General features: G+C 65.9%; 19 protein-coding genes. 7 read left to right on the forward strand and 12 right to left on the reverse strand.

Annotation, left to right across the window (positions count from 1 at the left end):
• Positions 1–12 precede the first annotated feature (12 nt).
• From ISO4_RS00090 to ISO4_RS00100, 3 genes are all read right to left on the reverse strand, one after another.
• Complete coding sequence (locus tag ISO4_RS00090; protein ID WP_194854732.1) at positions 13–852, reverse strand: CvfB family protein; 840 nt, start codon at positions 850–852, stop codon at positions 13–15.
• Positions 853–856: 4 nt separating this feature from the next.
• Complete coding sequence (locus ISO4_RS00095) at positions 857–1390, reverse strand: DUF2058 domain-containing protein (RefSeq protein ID WP_142947459.1); 534 nt, start codon at positions 1388–1390, stop codon at positions 857–859.
• Positions 1391–1462: 72 nt separating this feature from the next.
• Complete coding sequence (locus ISO4_RS00100) at positions 1463–1984, reverse strand: DUF4262 domain-containing protein (protein WP_194854733.1); 522 nt, start codon at positions 1982–1984, stop codon at positions 1463–1465.
• Positions 1985–2151: 167 nt separating this feature from the next.
• Between ISO4_RS00100 and ISO4_RS00105 the strand changes: the two genes are divergently transcribed.
• Positions 2152–2892, forward strand: coding sequence for a TIGR04219 family outer membrane beta-barrel protein (locus tag ISO4_RS00105; RefSeq protein WP_194854734.1), 741 nt, complete (start codon positions 2152–2154; stop codon positions 2890–2892).
• Positions 2893–2920: 28 nt separating this feature from the next.
• On the opposite strand, the gene ISO4_RS00110 is transcribed toward ISO4_RS00105, so the two are convergent.
• The 8 genes from ISO4_RS00110 to thiC form a co-directional block, all read right to left on the reverse strand.
• Entirely contained in the window at positions 2921–3808 is an 888-nt protein-coding gene (locus tag ISO4_RS00110) for an acyltransferase (RefSeq protein WP_194854735.1), read from the reverse strand.
• Positions 3809–3913: 105 nt separating this feature from the next.
• Positions 3914–6148, reverse strand: a complete 2235-nt coding sequence (gene parC, locus ISO4_RS00115) for a DNA topoisomerase IV subunit A (RefSeq protein ID WP_194854736.1) — start codon at positions 6146–6148, stop codon at positions 3914–3916.
• A gap of 3 nt (positions 6149–6151) precedes the next feature.
• Positions 6152–8038, reverse strand: coding sequence for a DNA topoisomerase IV subunit B (parE, locus tag ISO4_RS00120; RefSeq protein WP_194854737.1), 1887 nt, complete (start codon positions 8036–8038; stop codon positions 6152–6154).
• A 21-nt stretch (positions 8039–8059) separates the two neighbouring features.
• Positions 8060–8650, reverse strand: a complete 591-nt coding sequence (locus tag ISO4_RS00125; protein ID WP_194854738.1) for a YqiA/YcfP family alpha/beta fold hydrolase — start codon at positions 8648–8650, stop codon at positions 8060–8062.
• Between the two features lie 70 nt (positions 8651–8720).
• Entirely contained in the window at positions 8721–9527 is an 807-nt protein-coding gene (cpdA, locus tag ISO4_RS00130) for a 3',5'-cyclic-AMP phosphodiesterase (protein ID WP_228547805.1), read from the reverse strand.
• A 180-nt stretch (positions 9528–9707) separates the two neighbouring features.
• Positions 9708–10160 (reverse strand): DUF1249 domain-containing protein, encoded by a 453-nt coding sequence (locus ISO4_RS00135; protein WP_142947467.1) that lies wholly within the window; start codon positions 10158–10160, stop codon positions 9708–9710.
• Positions 10157–10789: an NUDIX domain-containing protein gene (locus ISO4_RS00140; RefSeq protein WP_194854740.1), complete on the reverse strand. Its 633-nt coding sequence runs from the start codon at positions 10787–10789 to the stop codon at positions 10157–10159. The genes ISO4_RS00135 and ISO4_RS00140 overlap by 4 nt, the downstream gene beginning before the upstream one ends.
• Complete coding sequence (gene thiC / locus ISO4_RS00145) at positions 10782–12644, reverse strand: phosphomethylpyrimidine synthase ThiC (protein WP_142947469.1); 1863 nt, start codon at positions 12642–12644, stop codon at positions 10782–10784. The genes ISO4_RS00140 and thiC overlap by 8 nt, the downstream gene beginning before the upstream one ends.
• A 244-nt stretch (positions 12645–12888) precedes the next feature.
• Between thiC and ISO4_RS00150 the strand changes: the two genes are divergently transcribed.
• On the forward strand, positions 12889–14316 hold the full coding sequence (locus ISO4_RS00150) for a TolC family outer membrane protein (protein ID WP_194854741.1): 1428 nt from the start codon (positions 12889–12891) through the stop codon (positions 14314–14316).
• Here the strand turns inward: ISO4_RS00150 and waaA are convergent.
• Positions 14262–15506, reverse strand: coding sequence for a lipid IV(A) 3-deoxy-D-manno-octulosonic acid transferase (waaA, locus tag ISO4_RS00155; protein ID WP_323745309.1), 1245 nt, complete (start codon positions 15504–15506; stop codon positions 14262–14264). The two genes, ISO4_RS00150 and waaA, sit on opposite strands and share 55 nt — an antisense overlap.
• 121 nt (positions 15507–15627) lie before the next feature.
• Here waaA and ISO4_RS00160 point away from each other — a divergent pair, with 121 nt between their 5' ends.
• The 5 genes from ISO4_RS00160 to hslO all read left to right on the forward strand — a co-directional run bounded on the left by ISO4_RS00160 (position 15628) and on the right by hslO (position 19744).
• A complete protein-coding gene (locus tag ISO4_RS00160; protein WP_323745310.1) occupies positions 15628–16842 on the forward strand; it encodes an FAD-dependent oxidoreductase in 1215 nt (404 codons plus the stop codon).
• A complete protein-coding gene (locus ISO4_RS00165; RefSeq protein WP_194854743.1) occupies positions 16842–17666 on the forward strand; it encodes an aldo/keto reductase in 825 nt (274 codons plus the stop codon). Before ISO4_RS00160 ends, ISO4_RS00165 begins: the two co-directional genes overlap by 1 nt.
• Positions 17667–17847: 181 nt before the next feature.
• Complete coding sequence (gene yrfG / locus ISO4_RS00170; RefSeq protein ID WP_194854744.1) at positions 17848–18501, forward strand: GMP/IMP nucleotidase; 654 nt, start codon at positions 17848–17850, stop codon at positions 18499–18501.
• Positions 18498–18893 (forward strand): RNA-binding S4 domain-containing protein, encoded by a 396-nt coding sequence (locus ISO4_RS00175; protein WP_142947474.1) that lies wholly within the window; start codon positions 18498–18500, stop codon positions 18891–18893. Before yrfG ends, ISO4_RS00175 begins: the two co-directional genes overlap by 4 nt.
• Positions 18890–19744, forward strand: a complete 855-nt coding sequence (gene hslO, locus ISO4_RS00180) for an Hsp33 family molecular chaperone HslO (RefSeq protein WP_194854745.1) — start codon at positions 18890–18892, stop codon at positions 19742–19744. Before ISO4_RS00175 ends, hslO begins: the two co-directional genes overlap by 4 nt.
• The last annotated feature ends 25 nt before the right edge of the window (positions 19745–19769 follow it).

The raw sequence follows: 19769 nt of genomic DNA on the forward strand, positions 1-19769 counted from the left end.
GGCCCGGGCGGCTCAAAGGCGGCGAATGCCGTCGCGCTCGATGGCGATACGCCCCGCTTTGTAGAGCTTACCGATGGCCTGCTTAAAGGCGTTCTTGCTGCACCCGAAGGCGGCGCGGATCGCCTCCGGGCTGCTTTTGTCGCCCAGGGCCAGGAAACCGTCGGACGCTTCCAGCCGCGCCAGGATGCGCTCGCCGAGCTGATCGCTTTTGGCGGCGCCGGGCGGGTCCAGCGTCAGGCTGAGACGGCCGTCGGCGCGCAGACGCTGCACATAGCCGGTGAAGCGCTGGCCGGGGCGCGGGGGCGCCACGCCGGGCGGTGCCTGCAGCAGGCCCCAGTAGCGGTTGTCCACCGCCACCTTGTAGCCCAGGTCGGTGCTTTGCACCACCATCAGCGGCACCGAGTCGCCCTGGCGGTAGGCGTCGCAGGTGTCTTCCAGATGGCGGTCCAGCAGGGCGCTGGCGAACGGCCGGCCGTCCCGGTCGCGCACCACCTTGACCAGTTGCCAGCGGCCCACCTCCGGGCGGTTGCCCTGCTCGGCGAACGGCAGCAACAGATCCTTGGGCAGGCCCCAGTCCAGGAATGCGCCCACGCGGCTGGTGTCGACCACGCGCAGGCGCGCCACTTCCCCGGGCATCGCCTTGGGGCGGCCCAGGGTGGCGCGGGGGCGGCCGTCGCCGTCCTCGTAGAGAAACACTTCCAGTGCTTCGACGTCGGCGGCGTCGTCGGCCAGCTCGCGGGCGGGCAGCAGCACTTCGCCGAGGTCTTCGCCGTCCAGCAACAAACCCGCGGGTATGCGTTTAAGCACCGTCAGGGTGCGCAGGGTACCAAGGAGCGTGCCTGGGGCGGTCATCGCGTTACCACATCAGGTCGTCGGGGATCGGGTAATCCGCGTAGGGGTCGTCTTCGTCCTGGACGTTGCGGTCGTTGAGCAGGACCACGGCGGCCTCGTCGCGCTGGCGGATTTTCTCCGCCACTGTGGTGGGCACCAGCTCGTGGCCCTCGCCCAGGGCGACGATGGCGATCTGGCCGCGCGCCAGCTGGTCGCGCTGCGGCTCGGTGACGTGCAGCTTCTTGATCTTCTTGTCCTGCACGAACTGGTAGGCCACCTCGCCCCGGGCGCGATCCAGACGGTGAGTCTCGATCAGCTGACGAATCTGCGCGACGATTTCCCGCTCACGCTGCTGCCGGTGACGCTCCGCTTCCAGCTGGCGGTCTTTTTCGGCCTGCTCGGCGCGCTGGCGGCGGGCTCGCTCGGCCGGGTCCTCCAGCTCGATCTCGCCACGCTTGGCGCGGTTGGCGTCTTCCTTCTTCTGCTGCTTGGCGCGGCGCGCCTTCTTTTTGTCCGCCAGCCCCGATTTAAGGAGCTGATCCTGCAACGAATTAGCCATGGGGGTTCCAATAACGAAAATTCAGGTACGAGGATAACGGAGCCGGGGCCCGCCTGCCTATTCCACGGCGCGCTACTGCAGCGACGGCCCCTCGGGCGCCTCGCCGAGCAGCGGCTGGGCGCGGCGGAAGCGGGCATCATAACCGGGTTGCCAGGGAAACACCCCGTTCGGGTCCGGCCACACCATCTGCAGCGCCGGGTACGGCGCCGGCAGGTCGGCGTAGAACCAGTTGGCGTAGCCCAGATACTCGTTGTAGGCGGGCAGCGCCACCGGCAGGAACACCACCTCCAGGCCGTCGGCGATATCGCCATAGACCTGGAACGGCCGCAGACGGCGCCCCAGGCCGGTGATGCCCACGGCGGCGCTGTCCAGCAGGCGGCTGGCCAGGGTGTCCTTGAGGCCCACCACGATCAGTTCCGGGTGGTCCCGCTTGAGGAAGTGCCCCAGCGTGAAGGCATAGCCCGGCTCGCCGGCGGCGCCGTCCACGCTGAGGTGATGCCAGCCTTTGCGTTCGATGCGGGCCAGCAGTTGTTTGTCCTGTTCGTCTTCCGGCTGCGGATAGCGGAAGCCCTCGGGCATTTCATCGAGAAACATGGCTTCACTCTTTCTTGGGGCCGCCGCGCGGTACGGTACGCACGGCGCTCGACGTTGGCAGCGGCGCAGCTTACCAGAATCGTCCCACTTGGTATGCGGCGGGGTGAATGCAATACTGACCCGGTGCGCTTTGATGCTTTCTTATTAGAGACAGAGGACCCTGTATTATGAAAAAAATCACCCTGATGGCCGGCCTGGCCGCGCTCTCCGCCGCGCCCTTTGCACAGGCGGCGCCGCTTGTCGACGTTTACGCCGGCGGCTACGCCTGGAGCCCGGACACCTCCGGCAGCATCGCCTCCGGCAGCAACGACATCGACATGGAGGACGATCTGGGCTTCGACGACTCCGACCAGACCGTGCTCTACGTGGGCCTGGAACATGCGGTTCCGGTGCTGCCCAATGTGCGCCTGCGCTACATGGACCTCTCCGACGACGCCAGCAACACTCTGGTCGATCCGATCACGTTCAACGGGCAGACCTTCGCCGATAACGTGAATTCCGATTACGACATGGAGATGCTCGACGGCACCTTCTACTGGAGCCCGCTGGACAATGTGGTGAAGCTGGACCTGGGCCTGACCGTGCGGCAGATGGACGCGGATTTCACTATCACCGGTGCCGGCCAACAGGCCACTGAAAGCGCCAGTGAAACCTTCCCGCTGGCCCACGGCGCGGTACGCGCCAACCTGCCGTTGACCGGCGTGTACGTGGGCGGGGAAATCAACGCGATTGAGTACGACGGCAGCGGCATGCGTGATTTCGACGCGCACATCGGCTGGCAGTCGGACTTCCTGCTGGGCGTGAAAGCGGGCTACTCCCGCCTGGAAGTGGAACTGGACGACGTCAGCGGCCTGGACTCCGATCTCGAGATCGGCGGTCCCTACCTGGCGGCCACCTTCCGCTTCTGAGCCGCATCGCCGGGCGGGCGCCCGGCGGTCACCACTCCTTCTGAAGACGCTCGATACGGGCGTCTTTTTGTTCCCAGAGATCGCTCACCCAGCGCTGCACGCCGGCGCGAAACTCCGCGTCCTCCTGGTAATCGCCGGCCCACAGGGCCGGGTCCAGGCTGTGGGTGCGCACGTCGATGATCACCCGCTCCAACTGACCGCTGAGCAGCGCCCAGAAACCGGGCGGCTTGCCCTCCGGATAGGCAATGGTCACGTCCAGCAGCGCATCCAGATCATCGCCCAGCGCCGCCATCACGAACGCCACGCCGCCGGCCTTGGGCCGCAGCAGATGCTTGTAGGGGGATTGCTGCCGGGCCTGCTTTTCCGGGGTGCAGCGGGTGCCCTCGAGAAAATTAACCACGGTCACCGGCATGTCCGCGAACTTCTCGCACGCCGCCTTGGTGATCTCCAGATCCTTGCCTTTGAGCTCCGGGCGCTTTTCCAGCAGCTCTTTGGAGTAGCGCTTCATGAACGGGTAGTCCAGGGCCCAGAACGCCAGCCCCAGAAACGGTACCCAGATCAGCTCTTTCTTGAGGAAGAATTTGAAGTACGGGGTTTTACGATTGAAGGTCTGCACCAGGGCGGCGATGTCCACCCAGGACTGATGGTTGCAGACCACCAGGTAGGAGGTGTCGCTGCGCAGGTTCTGGTCACCGCGGATATCCCAACGGGTGGGCGTCATCAGCGCGAAGATCGCCTTGCAGATTTCCGCCCAGGTCTCGGCGATCCACATCACGCCCCGGGAGCAGGCGGCCTTGGCCTGCTTGCCGGGCAGCACCACTTTAAACAGCGCGATCAGCATCATCGGGCCGATCAACGTCAGTGTGTTCAGCAACAACAGCAAGAACGTGGTGGCACCGGTCAGCAAGGCCCGCATCAGGCGAACTCCCTCTCCCCAAGATGAATCTGGATCATAGCCAACCCGATCCACAGGCCCAAGACCGTACTTGTATTGAATTGTTTATAGGCCCCGAGGGGCCCGTCAGCGGGCTTCCACCGTCATCACGTCCACGTTCTGGAAGCCGCGCGGCAGTTTGGCACCGCGCCGGCCGCGCTCGCCGAAGTAGTGCTCCAGGTCGCTGGCCTTGAGGTTGAGATGACGTTTGCCGGCGTAGATCACCAGGGTGTCGTCGGGGCCGAGCACCTGCACGTCCTGCACGAACTCGACGCGTTCGGCGACGCGGCCGCCGGGAATCGCCATCATCTTGTTGCCCTTGCCGCGCGACATTTCCGGCAGGTCGCGCACCGGGAACACCAGCAGGCGGCCTTCATTGGAGACCAGCGCGATCAGGTCGGTCTGCGGGTCCTTGACCGGGCGTGGCGGCTGCACCTTGGCGCCCTTGGGCACGTTCAGCACGCTCTTGCCGGCTTTCTTGTTGGCCAGCAGGTCCGCGTAACGCACCACGAAACCGTAACCCGCATCCGTGCTCATCAGGTAGGCGTCTTTTTCCTGCCCCATGATGGCGGCCACGAAACCGGCGCCGGAAGGCGGGCTGACCCGGCCGGACAGGGGCTCACCCTGGCCGCGCGCGCTGGGCAGGGTGTGCGCCAGCAGCGAGTAGCTGCGCCCGGTGGTGTCCAGGAAGCACACCGGCTGGTTGGATTTGCCGCGCGCGGACGCCAGATATTTGTCGCCGGCTTTATAGCTCAGGCCCACCACATCCACGTCGTGGCCCTTGGCGGAACGCACCCAGCCTTTTTCCGAAAGCACCACGGTGACCGGGTCGGCGCCCACCAGGTCCGCTTCGTCCAGGGCCTTGGCGTCGTTGCGCTCGACCAGCGGTGAGCGGCGGTCGTCGCCGAAGTTTTCGGCGTCTTCCTTGAGTTCCTTGGCGATCAGTTTCTTCATTTTCGCCGGTGACCCCAGGGTCTCTTCCAGCTTGTCCCGTTCCTCGGCGAGCTCATCCTGCTCGCCCTTGATCTTCATTTCCTCGAGCTTGGCCAGATGGCGCAGCTTCAGCTCCAGGATCGCTTCCGCCTGGCGGTCGCTGAGCCCGAAGCGCTCCATCAGCACCGGCTTGGGCGCGTCTTCGCGGCGGATAATCTCGATCACCTCATCGATGTTCAGATAGGCGATCAACAAACCTTCCAGCAGGTGCAGGCGGTCCAGCACCTTGTCCAGACGGTGCTGCAGACGCCGGCGCACGGTGACCATGCGGAACTGCAGCCACTCGTTGAGAATCATGTCCAGGCTTTTCACCTGGGGACGCTCATCGATGCCGATCATGTTCAGATTGACCCGGTAATTCTTTTCCAGGTCGGTGGTGGCGAACAGGTGGCCCATCAGTTGCGCGATATCCACCCGGTTGGAGCGCGGCGTGATGATCAGACGGGTGGGGTTTTCGTGGTCGGATTCGTCGCGCAGGTCGCTGACCATGGGCAGCTTTTTCTTCTGCATCTGGTCGGCGATCTGTTCCAGCACCTTGGCGCCGGACACCTGATAGGGCAGCGCGGTGATCACGATGTCGTTTTCCTCGCGCTCGTAGACGGCGCGCTGCTTGAGGCTGCCCTTGCCTTCCGCGTACATGCGGATGATGTCGTTGCGCGGCGTGATGATTTCCGCCTCGGTGGGGAAATCCGGGCCTTTGATGTATTCGAGCAGGTCGTCCAGGGAGGCGCCCGGATCCTTGAGCAAGTGAATGCAGGCCTGCGCCACCTCGCGAAGGTTGTGCGGCGGGATGTCGGTGCTCATGCCCACGGCGATGCCGGTGGTGCCGTTGAGCAGCACATTGGGCAGCCGCGCCGGCAGCAGCTTGGGCTCGTCCATGGTGCCGTCGAAGTTGGGCACCCATTCCACCGTGCCCTGGCCCAGTTCGGCGAGCAGCACTTCCGCGTACGGCGCCAGCTTGGATTCCGTGTAACGCATGGCGGCGAAGGATTTCGGGTCGTCCGGGCTGCCCCAGTTGCCCTGGCCGTCCACCAGCGGGTAGCGGTAGCTGAACGGCTGCGCCATCAACACCATGGCCTCGTAACAGGCGGAGTCGCCGTGCGGGTGGAACTTACCCAGCACGTCGCCCACGGTACGGGCGGACTTTTTATACTTGGCGGTGCTCTTCAGGCCCAGCTCGCTCATCGCGTAGACAATGCGCCGCTGCACCGGCTTCAGGCCGTCGCCGATCTTCGGCAACGCCCGGTCCATGATCACGTACATGGAGTAGTCCAGGTACGCTTTTTCGGTGTAGTCCCTGAGGGACAGGTCTTCGAAATCGTCTGCCATCTTTTATACTTCCGCCAGGTTGCCTTTCTCTTCCAGCCAGTTCTTGCGGTCGGAGGCGCGCTTCTTGCTGAGCAGCATGTCCATCAACTGATGGGTGTCGTCGGCGCCGTCCACGCTCAGGCGCACCAGCCGGCGGGTGTCGCGGGCCATGGTGGTTTCGCGCAGTTGCATGGGGCTCATCTCGCCCAGGCCCTTGAAGCGGGTGACGCTGACCTTGCCGCGTTTCTTTTCCGCCTTGATGCGGTCCAGCACGCCGGCGCGCTCCTCCTGATCCAGGGCGTAATAGACGTCCTTGCCCACGTCGATGCGGTACAGCGGCGGCATCGCCACGAACACATGGCCGCCGCGCACCAGCGCCGGAAAGTGGCGCAGGAAAAGAGCGCACAGCAGGGTGGCGATGTGCAAGCCGTCGGAGTCCGCGTCGGCGAGGATGCACACCTTGCCGTAGCGCAGCCCGCCCAGATCGTCGCTGCCGGGCTCGATGCCCAGGGCCACGGCGATGTCGTGGATTTCCTGGCTGCCCAGCACCTCCGCCGGGTCCACTTCCCAAGTGTTCATGATCTTGCCGCGCAGCGGCATGATCGCCTGGTAGACCCGGTCGCGGGCCTGCTTGGCGGAGCCGCCGGCGGAGTCCCCTTCCACCAGGAAGATTTCACTTTGCGCCGGGTCGTCACTGGTGCAGTCCGCCAGCTTGCCGGGCAGCGCCGGGCCGCTGGTGACTTTCTTGCGGGTGACTTTCTTGGCGGCGCGCAGCCGCTTCTGGGCGTTGTTGATGCACAGGTCGGCGAGCCGTTCGGCTTCGTCGGTGTGCTGGTTGAGCCACAGGGAGAACGCGTCCTTGACCACCCCGGACACGAACGGCGCGGTCTGCCGAGAGCTGAGCCGCTCCTTGGTCTGGCCGGCGAACATGGGGTCCTGCATTTTGACGCTGAGCACGTAGCAGGCCCGGTCCCAGATGTCTTCGGGGGTCAGTTTGACGCCGCGCGGCAGCAGGTTGCGGAATTCACAGAACTCGCGCATCGCTTCCAGCAGCCCGGAGCGCAGCCCGTTCACATGGGTGCCGCCCTGGGTGGTGGGAATCAGGTTCACGTAGGACTCGGTGACCAGTTCGCCGCCTTCGGGCAGCCACAGCACCGCCCAGTCCACCGCCTCGGTGTCGCCGTTCATGGCGCCCTCGAACGGCTCGGCGGGCACGCGCTCCCAGCCCCGGGTGCTGTCGACCAGGTATTCCACCAGACCGTCGGCGAACTGCCAGGTTTCGGTCTCGTCGGTCTGCTTGTTCTCCAGGGTCACCAGCAGCCCGGGACACAGCACCGCCTTGGCGCGCAGCAGATGGCGCAGGCGCGGCACCGAAATGTTCGGCGAATCGAAATATTTTTCGTCCGGCCAGAAACGCATCATGGTGCCGGTGTTGCGCTTGCCCACCGTGTCGACCACTTCCAGGTCGGCGGTTTTCTCACCGCCGGCGAATTCGATGCGGTGCACCTCGCCGTCGCGTTTGACGAACACTTCCAGCTTTTTCGACAGGGCGTTGACCACCGACACGCCGACGCCGTGCAGACCGCCGGAGAACTGGTAGTTCTTGTTGGAGAATTTACCCCCGGCGTGCAGCGTCGCCAGAATCACTTCCACACCGGGCTTCTTCTGCACCGGGTGCGGATCCACCGGCATGCCCCGGCCGTCGTCTTCCACTTCCACGCCACCGTCCTTGAGCAGGGTGACGCGAATGCTTTTGGCGTGTCCGGCCAGGGCCTCGTCCACGGAGTTGTCCACCACTTCCTGGATCAGGTGGTTGGGACGGCTGGTGTCGGTGTACATACCCGGGCGTTTACGCACCGGCTCCAGGCCCGAAAGGACCTCGATATTCTCGGAGGTATAGGTGTTGGCCATAAATCTCTAATCGATATGAATTCAGGTATCCGGCGTCAGGCGAATGCCGCAAAAGCGCAACACTAGCGGAATAAAGGCGTCGAAGTCATCAAAACCGTGGCTGCCGCCCAGGCCCCGGAACAGGTGGCAGTCGGCGTAATATTCCCAGCCCTCGCGCCAGTCCAGCGATTCGTCGCCGGTCTGGGTCAGCAGCAGCATCTGCTCGGGCTTGCTGATCTCCTCGACCTGGTAGTGGCGGAGCTCATCGAGCCAGGCGGGATCGAACTGGTACGCCTCGCCGCTGTGGTAGTTATGATTGATACCTGTGTATTTGTCCAGTAGTCGCCAGGGGCGGACCGCCGGATTGACCACCGTGGTGACCAGATCGTGGTGCTCGGCCAGCCAGGTGGCGTAGAAGCCACCCAGGGACGAACCCAGCAACGCCACCGGGCCGGCCCCGGCGATGGTGGCTTCCAGGGTCGCCATGGCTTTCCTGGGCTGCGGGTCGAGCGCCGGTACGTGCAACCGGTGCCCGGCGCCGTGACGCTCGAAGTAGTCGCGCAGCACCCCGGCCTTCCAGGATTGCGGCGAACTGTTGAAACCGTGGATATAAATCAGGGATATGTCGGACATGAGGCGCACCCGGTCGCGTAAACGGCCTCACTCTTCACTATCAACTGTCAACTATCAACTGTTAACTGGTTCAGTAGCCCTTCACCGACATATCCACTTCGAAGTGGATGCCTTCCACCCGGCTGACGGCGGTATCGATGCCGCCGTCGGCGTGCAGATCCAGCCAGCGGTAACCGGGGCTGGTGTCGTCCACGGCGAAATCCGCGCTGCCGGGTTTGAACTGCACGCAGGTGCTGGGCACCGCCAGCAGCCGCACGCCGTTGCGGGTGTCGTCGTATTCCTGGTGCACATGGCCCCAGAGGATGCCGCGCACCCGGGGGTGGGCGTCGATCACCTCGAAGAAGCGTTCCGCGCTGCCCACCAGCTGGGTGTCCAGCCATTCGCTGCCCATCGGCACCGGGTGGTGGTGCAGGCACACCAGCAGATGCTCGCCGGCGGCGTCGCGCAGGGCGTCGTCCAGGAACTTGAGGTCCTCGTCGAACAGGTCGCCGGGCACCTCGCCGGGAATGGTGGAATCCAGCAGCACCAGGGTCCAGTTGCCGATGTCCGCCACGCACGGGCTGACCCGGTTATCCTGGCCGCGCAGGGCGCGCAGCATGGGCGCCGGCTTATCGTGGTTGCCCTCCAGCCAGTAGATCGGCGCGCGAAACCCGGACAGGGTTTTCGCCAACCGCTGGTAGGACTCGTAGGAGCCGTCCTGCGACAGATCGCCGGTGGCGAGTATCAGGTCCATATCAGGCTGTTCGCGGCGCACCCGGTCCAGCACCGCCTCGAGACTGAACTGCGTGTTCAGGCCCAAAAGCTTGCCGTCGGTATCCGCGAAAAGGTGAAAATCGGACAGCTGCACTACCCGCAGCGGCTGAACCGGATGCGTCAAAATCCCCGCTCCCGTTGTAATCATGATCCCGATACCCGCGCGTCCCAATCGCGCCGGCCCCGCCTCGGCCAAACATCGGCCCGCCCTTTCCCCCCAGGAAAATAAGACGTTAGTCGGTTATATCGAAGATGATGGCAGTTGGCCAGGAAGGCGGTTCCGAATTCGGAACCATTGCTCGTTTTATTCGGTGCCGGAACGCCGCCAGGGCTCACCGGAGGCACGGCCAAAATCATGCACATGGGCCAGCCATTCGCCCAGAAAGCGGTTCCATTGGGCTTTTTCGTCGCGCTGGTGCATGTGGCTGTTGGGGTACGGATAGCGGGCCTGCACCCGCCGGAACGGCGTCGCCTCGGTGACTTCCGCCACCCGGGCATCGTGGTACAAACGTACCGTCAGCCGGGGCGCCGGCATGGCGTCGTGCAGGGCCTGATCCTCGAAACGCAGGGTGGTGGTGTACGGCGCCCGCTCCAGAACCCGGATGCTGACCGTGCGCGGACGCTCTTCGCCAAGCGACACGTCCAGACTGTCGTCGTCGCCGAGCGCGCGCATCAGCGGCAGCAGGCGGGCGTAGTTCCACTCGCACTGCGCCATCAGGTCGCGGAAGTCGAGGCGGTAGCGGCGCGGACGGCTCATGATGCAGCGCCCCATTCCCGGTCCAGCGTGTCACGGTGCAGCAGCAGCCACTGCAGGGTGATCAGCGAGGCGGCGTTGTCCACCCGGCCGCTGCGCAGCAGGGCCTCCACCTCGGACACCGGGCGCACCACCACGCGGATGTCCTCGTTTTCCTCGACCACGCCGTGCACGCCGCCGGCGTTGCTCAGATCGGTGCGCCCCACGAACACCTGCAGGCGCTCGTTGGAGCCGCCGGGGCTGGGCATGTAGTGGGCCACGCGCTTCATCTCACCGATTTCCACGCCCGCCTCTTCGCGCGCCTCGCGGCGCACCAGGTCGGCCACCGGCTCGCCTTCCTTGTCCGCCAGACCGGCGATCAATTCCAGACACCAGGGGGTATCGCGCCAGTCCAGGGCGCCGACCCGGAACTGCTCGACCATCAGAATTTCACCCCGTTGCGGGTCGTAGGGCAGCACCGCCGCCGCCGGCGGGCGCACGAACAGTTCGCGCTGCATGGTGCCGCTCCAGCCGCCTTCGAACAGGCGGTGGCGCAGATGCAGCCGGTCCAGGCGGAAGAAGCCCTGGAACGGGGTCTCTCGTTTCAGGACTTCCACGTCCCCGGCGGTGAATTGCGGCGTGGGGTCATTCATCGGCTTTGTGATAAAGCTCCGCCCCCTTTTCCATGAATTCCCGGGATTTTTCCTGCATGCCCTCCTCGGCCTCCTGGGCCGCGGCGTAGTCGCGCACTTCCTGGCTGATCTTCATGGAGCAGAACTTGGGTCCGCACATGGAACAGAAGTGCGCCACCTTGTGGGCTTCCTTGGGCAGCGTTTCATCGTGGAAGGCGCGCGCCCGGTCCGGGTCCAGCCCCAGGTTGAACTGATCTTCCCAGCGGAATTCGAAGCGCGCCTTGGAAATGGCGTTGTCGCGCAGCTGGGCGCCGGGCACGCCCTTGCCCAGATCCGCGGCGTGGGCGGCGATCTTGTAGGTGATGATGCCTTCCTTCACGTCATCCCGGTTGGGCAGGCCGAGATGCTCCTTGGGCGTCACGTAGCAGAGCATGGCGGTGCCGTACCAACCGATCATGGCGGCGCCGATGGCACTGCTGATGTGGTCGTAGCCCGGGGAGATATCCAGGGTCAGCGGGCCCAGGGTATAGAACGGCGCCTCGTCGCAATGCTTGATCTGCTCGTCCATGTTTTCCTTGATCATGTGCATGGGCACGTGGCCGGGGCCTTCGATCATCACCTGCACGTCGTGCTTCCAGGCGATCTTGGTGAGCTCGCCCAGGGTGCGCAGCTCGGAGAACTGCGCTTCGTCGTTGGCGTCGGCCACCGAGCCGGGGCGCAGGCCGTCACCGAGGCTGAAGGTGACGTCGTAGGCCTTCATGATCTCGCAGATTTCCTCGAAATGGGTGTAGAGGAAACTCTCCTTGTGGTGCGCCAGGCACCACTTGGCCATGATCGAACCGCCGCGCGAGACAATGCCGGTAACGCGCTTGGCGGTCATCGGCACATAGCGCAGCAGCACGCCGGCGTGGATGGTGAAGTAGTCCACGCCCTGCTCGGCCTGCTCGATCAGCGTGTCGCGGTAGATCTCCCAGGTCAGGTCCTCGGCGACGCCGTTGACCTTTTCCAGGGCCTGGTAGATCGGCACGGTGCCGATCGGCACCGGCGAGTTGCGCAGAATCCATTCGCGGGTTTCGTGGATGTTCTGGCCGGTGGACAGGTCCATCACCGTGTCGCCGCCCCAGCGGGTGGCCCAGGTCATCTTGGACACTTCTTCCTCGATCGAGGAGGTCACCGCCGAGTTGCCGATGTTGGCGTTGATCTTGGTGAGGAAGTTACGGCCGATGATCATCGGCTCGATTTCCGGGTGATTCACGTTGGCGGGAATCACCGCGCGGCCACGGGCCACCTCGTCACGGACGAATTCCGGGGTGATCTCGGCGGGAATCGAGGCGCCGAAACTCTGCCCGGGATGCTGATCGGTGGGCAGGCCCGCGTCGCGGTGCTCACGCAGCTTCTGATTTTCCCGGATGGCGATGTATTCCATCTCCGGGGTGACGATGCCCTGGCGGGCATAGTGCATCTGCGACAGGTTGCGGCCGGCCTTGGCGCGGCGCGGCGCGCGAATATGCGGGAAGCGCAGCCCCTCGGTGGCCAGGTCCCGGGCGCGCCGGCGGCCGTATTCGCTGGTCAGGCCGTCCAGCTGCTCGCTGTCGCCGCGCTCCTCGATCCAGGCGGCGCGCACCGGCTCCAGGCCCTTGCGGATATCAATCTTCGCATCCGGGTCGGTATAGGGGCCGGAGGTATCGTAAACCGCCAGGGGCGGGTTATCCTCGAACTTGCCGCCGGCCAGGGGCGTCGGATGTTGACGGATTTCACGCATCGGCACCCGGATGTCCTGCCGGCTGCCGGTCACATAAATTTTTCTTGAACCGGCGATGGGTTGGCAGGCTTCATCAATGGCGTTGGATACGGCGTGACGTTGCTCGTCTGGCACGGTCGGCCTCCAGGCAGTGGTGTAAGTGGGGAGGAAGGCGCCGCCGGTCGTTAAGGCCAGCATGACACTGGCCCAACACGGGCTGGGCGAACGCCAACACTATACGCCAGCGCCTCAAAGTCGAACAACCGCACCCGTGTGACCGGAACCGGTAGGCAACAGGAGTGTCAATCCCTTTTACTTGCCATTACCATACTGGCCAGTTCACCTTTAAAAAAAACCGTTACCAACCATGGACAATGCAATGAAGCGGAGCCCGATAACGCCCCTGAGTCTGCTGCTGGCCACCCTGGCCGCGGGCGGCGCCCAGGCCGCGGACCTCACCAATGTCGCCAACGCCGCCTGGGATTACGACGGTACCTGGCGCGCCGACCGCCAGACCTGGGAAGCGGATCAGGAAACGCTGGTACAGGGGCGGGCCGCGCTGCTGCCGACCATCGATGCCAGCCACCGCCATTCGGAAATCAACCAAACCTACGAATCGACGGGTGACCTGGAGATAGACGGTAGATCCCGTTCCACCTCGGTGACGCTAACGCAACCGCTGTTCCGCCTGGATGCCTTCTACGGCTACAAGGAAGCCAAGTCGCTGACCTCCGTAGCCCAGGCCGAGTTCTACCAGTCCCGCCAGGATTTCGTGCTGCGCGTGGCGCAGGGCTACTTCGGCGTGCTGCGCGCCTGGGACACCCTGGTGTCCGCCCAGGCCGAGGAGAAGGCGATCAGCCGGCAGCTGGAACAATCCCAGGAACGTTTCGATGTGGGCCTGGTGGCCAGCACCGATGTGGAAGAAGCGCGCGCCGCCTACGACCTGGCCCGGGTGAACCTGATCGTCGCCGAGCAGGAATTCGATATCGCCCGCGACCAGTTAGAAACACTCACTGGTCGTAAATGGGAGACGCTGGCGGAGTTGCGCGACGATCTGCCGATGGAGGGGCCGCAACCGTCAAAAATGAACGCCTGGATCGATAAGGCCGCGTACCAGAATCCGCAGATTCTCGCCGCCCGCTACAGCGCCAAAGCAGCGGGTTTTACGGCCGACCGACAACTGGGGGCCATGCTTCCAAAGGTTCAGTTGTTCGCTGAGTATCAACACAACCACAATACCGATCCAAGCGTCTCGGGGGGCGACCCCGGCAATCAACTCACGCAATTCTACTCGACGCAACCGGACACTAATTCAAAGACTATCGGCATTGAAGTAACCGTGCCGCTGTTCCGCGGTGGCGGCCTCAACAGCCAGCGCAAGCAGGCGGCCCTGCTCGCCGACGCCGCCGGCCAGCGGTACCAGCAGACGATTCGCGACATCAGCCAGCAGGCGCGCACCTTCTACCGCACCGTGGAAGCCGACGCCCTGCGCGTGGAAGCCCGCCGCCAGGCGATCCGCTCCACCCGTTCCGCTCTGGAAGCCACCCAGTCCGGCTACGAAGTGGGCACCCGCAACGTGGTCGACGTGCTCAACGCCCAGCAGGCGCTGTACGCCGCCCAGCGGGACTACGCCAACGCCCGCTACGACTACATCCTCGACACCCTGACCCTGAAATCAGCGGCCGGCGAGCTGGATGTGGAAGATCTGGTGGCGGTGAACGAATGGCTGTCCGACCAGGAAACCCTGGATCTCTACAATCCGGACCTGGAAGGCCAGAGCGAAGAGCAGATGGTCACGCCGCGCTGAAGCGCGCCCCGGTTGGCGGCCACCACGGCCGCCGCCGCCTCGCCCAGACGCCGGCGCTCGCCGGCGTCGTCCAGCAGGGCGCCGACCCGCGACGCCAGAACGTCCTCATCGGTCACCCGTGACAAGGCCCCGGCCCGGTCCAGCAGATCCGCGATGGCGGTGAAATTATGCAGCCGTGGTCCGGTCAGCACCGGCACCCCCCAGGCCGCCGGCTCAAGCAGATTGTGGCCGCCCACCGGCACCAGCGAACCGCCCACGAAGGCCACGTCGGCGGCACCGAACAGCATCAGCAACTCGCCCATGGTGTCCGCCAGATAGAGATTCACCGCCGCGTCCACCTGGTCGCCCCGGCTGCGCCGGGCCACGGTCATGCCGTGCCGGGCGGCCAGCCCGGCCACCTCGTCGAAACGCTCCGGGTGGCGGGGCACCAGCATCAGCAGCGCGTCGGGATGCCGCTCAAGCAACCGGCGGTGGGCCGCCAGCACCGGCTCGTCCTCGCCGGGGTGGGTGCTGGCCGCGATCCACACCGGCCGCGCCGCGAAGCGCTGGCGTAGCGCCGCCGCCTGGTCGCGCAGCGAATCATCGAGGGTGAGATCGAATTTAACGCTGCCGTTAACGCGGATCCGCTCCGGGTCGGCGCCCAGCGCCTGGAAGCGGTCCGCTTCCGCCCGGGTCTGCACCGCCAGCAGATCGAAACGCGCCAGCATCGGCCGCACCAGCTTCGGCAGGCGCCGGTAGCCGCGGTAGCTGTTCTCCGACAGGCGCCCGTTCATCAGCAACAGTCGCGCCCCGTGGGCCTTGGCGGCGGCGCACAGGTTGGGCCACAGCTCGGTTTCCAGAATCACCACCAAGCGCGGATCAAAGGCGCGCCAGAAACGCCGGTAGGCGGCGGGCAGCTCCCAGGGGCAATAGACGTGGGTGACCCGGTCCCCGAACAGCGCCTGGACCCGTTCCGAACCGGTGGGCGTGGTGGTGGTCACCACCAGCGGCGTGTCCGGGTGGCGCGCCAGCAACGCCTCGATCAGCGGCGCCGCCGCCAGGGTTTCGCCCACGGACACGGCGTGAATCCAGACGCTGCCGCGCAGCCGGCCGCGCCCCAGCCCCAGGGCCAGACGCTCCCGCCAGCGGCGCCGGTACGCCGGCGCGCGGCGGCCGCGCCACCGAACAGGAGCGGCAACAAAGCGTACCAAAGTAACGAATAGAGCAAGCGCATGGGCGATTCCGTCGGACCTCGAAGGCCGGACACCTGACGTCCGACCCGGCCGGCTATGCTAGCATAGCCGCGCATTCCATCGATGGTGATCCATGACCGTGAGCGTGACTTCCCCGGTGTTGAAACCGGACATCCTGATCTTCGGCGGCGGCATCGCCGGCCTGTGGCTGATCAACCACCTGCAGCAGCGCGGCTATCAGTGCCTGCTGCTGGAGACCGGCACCCTGGGCGGCGCCCAGACCCTGGCCAGCCAGGGCATTATCCACGGCGGCCTGAAATACGCCCTGGGCGGCACCCTCTCCAGCGAATCGGAGGCCATCGCCGGCATGCCCGACCGCTGGCGCCAGGCCATCGACGGCCAGGGCCCGGTGGATCTGAGCGGCCTGCGGGTGCTCAGCGACACCCAGAACCTCTGGTCCGCCGGTTCCGTGGCCAGCCGCATGACCACCTTCTTCGCCAGCCGCATGCTGCGCGGGCGCATCGAAAAGCTGAAGCGCCCGGACTTCCCCTCCGCCCTGGCGGACCGCCGTTTCAAGGGCCAGGTCTACCGCCTGGACGATCTGGTGGTGGACACCGAAAGCCTGCTCGAGGTGCTCACCGCGCCGGTGCGCGACCGTCTGCTGCACTTCGACCCGGCGCGCCACCCGCTGAGCTGGAACCAACGCGGCCTGGAAGCGGCGGCGCTGGACGGCGTGCGCATCGAACCGAAGCTGACCGTGCTGGCCGCCGGCGAAGGCAACGCCGGCCTGCTGCAGGACGCGCAAAAAGCCGAGCTGTTTCCCAGTGAAGCGGCGCAGAGCCGGCCCCTGAAAATGGTGCTGCTGAAACACCGCCTCGGCCACCGCCTCTACGCCCACTGCGTGGGCACCAGCAACAAGCCCCGGCTCACCGTCACCACCCACGATATGAAGGACGGCAGCCTGGTGTGGTACCTGGGCGGCGACCTGGCGGAGAAAGGCGTGGAGCGCAGCGACGCCCAGCAGCTGGACGCGGCGCGCCGGGAACTGGACGAACTGTTCCCCTGGCTGGACTTCGCCGACGCCGAGCTGGCGCTGATGGACGTGGCCCGCGCCGAACCGCGCCAGCAGGGTCTGGCCAAGCCGGACAACGCCTACGCCCGGCGCGACCGGGACCTGATCATCACCTGGCCCACCAAACTGACGCTGGCCCCGGACCTGGGCGACCGGGTGGAAGCCCTGATCCAGGAACGGGGCCTGGAAACCGGCGCTCCGCTGCCGCCCATCCCGGGGGAGCTGCGACGGGCCGACATCGGCCGGCCGCAGTGGCATCGCCTGTTCGGGGAGCAAGGCTGATGGCGTTTCTCCGCGAACTGGGCGACACCGGCCTGACCGTCAGCGCGTTGGGCCTGGGCACGGTCAAAATCGGCCGCGACCAGGGGGTGAAGTACCCCACCCCGTTTTCGATTCCCGACGACGACGCGGTGCGCGACCTGCTGGCCCGCGCCCGCGAGCTGGGCATCAATCTGATCGATACCGCGCCCGCCTACGGCCGCAGCGAAGAGCGCCTCGGCCACTTGCTGCCGAACCGCCAGGACTGGGTGATCGTCTCCAAGGTGGGCGAGGAATTCAGCGACGGCGACAGCCACTTTGACTTCTCGCCGGCGCACACCCGGGCCTCGGTGGAGCGCAGCCTGCGGCGGCTGAACACCGACTACCTGGACTGCGTGCTGATTCACTCCGACGGCAACGACCTGGACGTGCTGCGCAGCGGCGCCCTGGAAACGCTGGAGGAGATGAAACAGGCCGGCCTGATCCGCGCCATCGGCATGTCCACCAAAACCGTGGCCGGCGGCCTGGAAACGCTGAAACGCAGCGACGTGGCCATGGTCACCTACAACCTGAAGCAGGACGACGAGCGGCCGGTGATCGACCACGCCGCCGCCCACCACAAGGGCATCCTGATCAAGAAAGCCTTCGCCAGCGGCCACCTGGCCGACGACCTGCCCGACCCGGTGCAGGCCAGCCTCAACAAGGTGCTGGGCACCGCCGGCGTCAGCGCCGTGATCGCCGGCACCGTCAATCCTCACCATCTGGAAGAGAACGTCCGCAAAGCCCGCCTCGCCTGCGGCGATCCGGCTTGTGGGAGCGGGCCCCGCCCGCGAAAGGGTGGCTTATAGCCACCCGGCAGGATTCCAGAGACTTCCTTTGTTCTCCGCTTTCAGACTCTTCTGAAATCCCGCCGGCCGGCTTTGCCGGCCTTTCGCGAGCAGGCTCGCTCCCACAAGGCTTTGTATTTCGGCGCGCGCCCCGATATTGCATACTGTGCGATCGCTGAACAGGGCTGAAACAGGCGGGTAAATGATCGACTGGGACAATATCGACACGGTGCTGCTGGACATGGACGGCACCCTGCTGGATCTGGCCTTCGACAACTGGTTCTGGCAGCGCCACGTGCCCGAGCAGTACGCGCTCCGCCGCGGCCTGGATTACGCCGAGGCGGAGCGGATTCTGCACGACTGGATCGAAAGCCACCTGGGCACCCTGAACTGGTACTGCCTGGATTTCTGGACCCGGGAGCTGGGGCTGAACATCAGCGCGCTGAAGCGCGCAGCGGCCGACCGCATCGCCGTGCGGCCGGGCGCCGAGGCGTTCCTGGCCGCCCTCGCCGGCGGTCCCAAGCGGGTGATCATGGTGACCAACGCGCACCGCGACGCCCTGGATCTGAAGCTGGAGCGCACCGGCATAGACCGCTATTTCGATGCGTTGGTGTCCAGCCACGATTACGGCCACGCCAAGGAGGCCCAGGCGTTCTGGCGGCAGCTGAGCCACAGCCATCCGTTCGACCCGGCCCGGGCCCTGCTGGTGGACGACTCCCTGCCGGTGCTACATTCCGGCCGCCTGTTCGGCCTCGGCCATCTGGCCAGCATCCGCCAGCCGGATTCCAGCCTGCCGGCCCGGGAGCACACCGACCCGTTCCCGGCCATCGACGACTTCCTGCGGGTGCTGCCGTGAGCGAGGGGGCGCGCATCGACTCCTGGCTGTGGGCGGCCCGTTTCTTCAAAACCCGCAGCCTGGCCAAGCAGGCCATCGAGGGCGGCAAGGTGCAGGTCGACGGCGCCAAGGCCAAGCCCAGCAAGGCGGTGCAGCCCGGCGACGTGCTCGACATCCGCAAGGGCGACCAGCGCTGGACCGTGGTGGTGGAGGCGGTGGCCAGCAAGCGGGGCCCGGCGCGGGTGGCCGAAAGCCTGTACCGGGAAACCGAAGAGAGCGTGGCCGCCCGGCAGCAGTCCGCCGAGCAGAAACGCCTGGCCCGCATGGCGGCGCCGGTGCCCGACCACAAACCCAGTAAAAAGGAACGCCGCGATCTGCAGCGTTTCCGCCGCAACCACGAAGGTGAGCTTTGAACAACGCTGATTTCAAACAACGTTTCCTGTTTCCCGAGACCGATATTCGCGGCGAACTGGTACGCCTGGACGAGAGCCTGGAAGCGATTCTCGGCACCCACGACTACCCGCTGGCGGTGCAGGGCCTGGTCGGTGAAGCCGTGGCCGCGGTGGCGCTGCTTGCCGGCACCCTCAAGTTCAGCGGCCGGCTGAGCCTGCAGGCGCAGGGCCGCGGCCCGGTGTCGCTGCTGCTGGCGGAGTGCACCCACGACGGCCAGCTGCGCGCCCTGGCCCGCCACGACGGCGAGCTGGACACCGCCGCCAATATCGGCGCGCTGATCGGCGACGGCACCATGGTGATCACCATCACCCCGGACCAGGGCCGCCAGTACCAGGGCATCGTGCCCCTGGAAGGCGACACCCTGGCGCAGTGCCTGGAGGGCTACTTCCAGCAGTCCGAGCAACTGCCCACCCGCCTGTGGCTGGCGTCCGGCAACGGCCGCGCCGCCGGCCTGATGCTGCAGCGTCTGCCCGACCAGGTGGCGAGCCGCGACGCCAACCGGAACCAGTGGGAGCACCTGGAAGCGCTGGCCGGCACCCTGAAAATGGAAGAGCTGCTCGACCTGCCGGCGGAAACCGTGCTGCGCCGGCTGTTCCACGAAACCCCGCCGCGCCTGCCGGAGGCGCAGCCGTTGCGCTTCGGCTGCACCTGCTCGCGGGAGCGCACCGAGAACGCCCTGCTGTCGCTCGGCGCCGACGAGCTGAAAACCCTGCTGGATGAAGACGGCGAAGCCACCCTCACCTGCGACTTCTGCCTGTCCCAACAGCACTTCGACGCGGTGGACCTGGCCGAGCTGATCCGCCGCCTTTGAGACCGGCCCCGGCGCCGCCAACAGG

The organism is Alloalcanivorax venustensis ISO4, from assembly GCF_015356855.1.
GTDB classification, from domain to species: Bacteria; Pseudomonadota; Gammaproteobacteria; order Pseudomonadales; family Alcanivoracaceae; genus Alloalcanivorax; species Alloalcanivorax venustensis.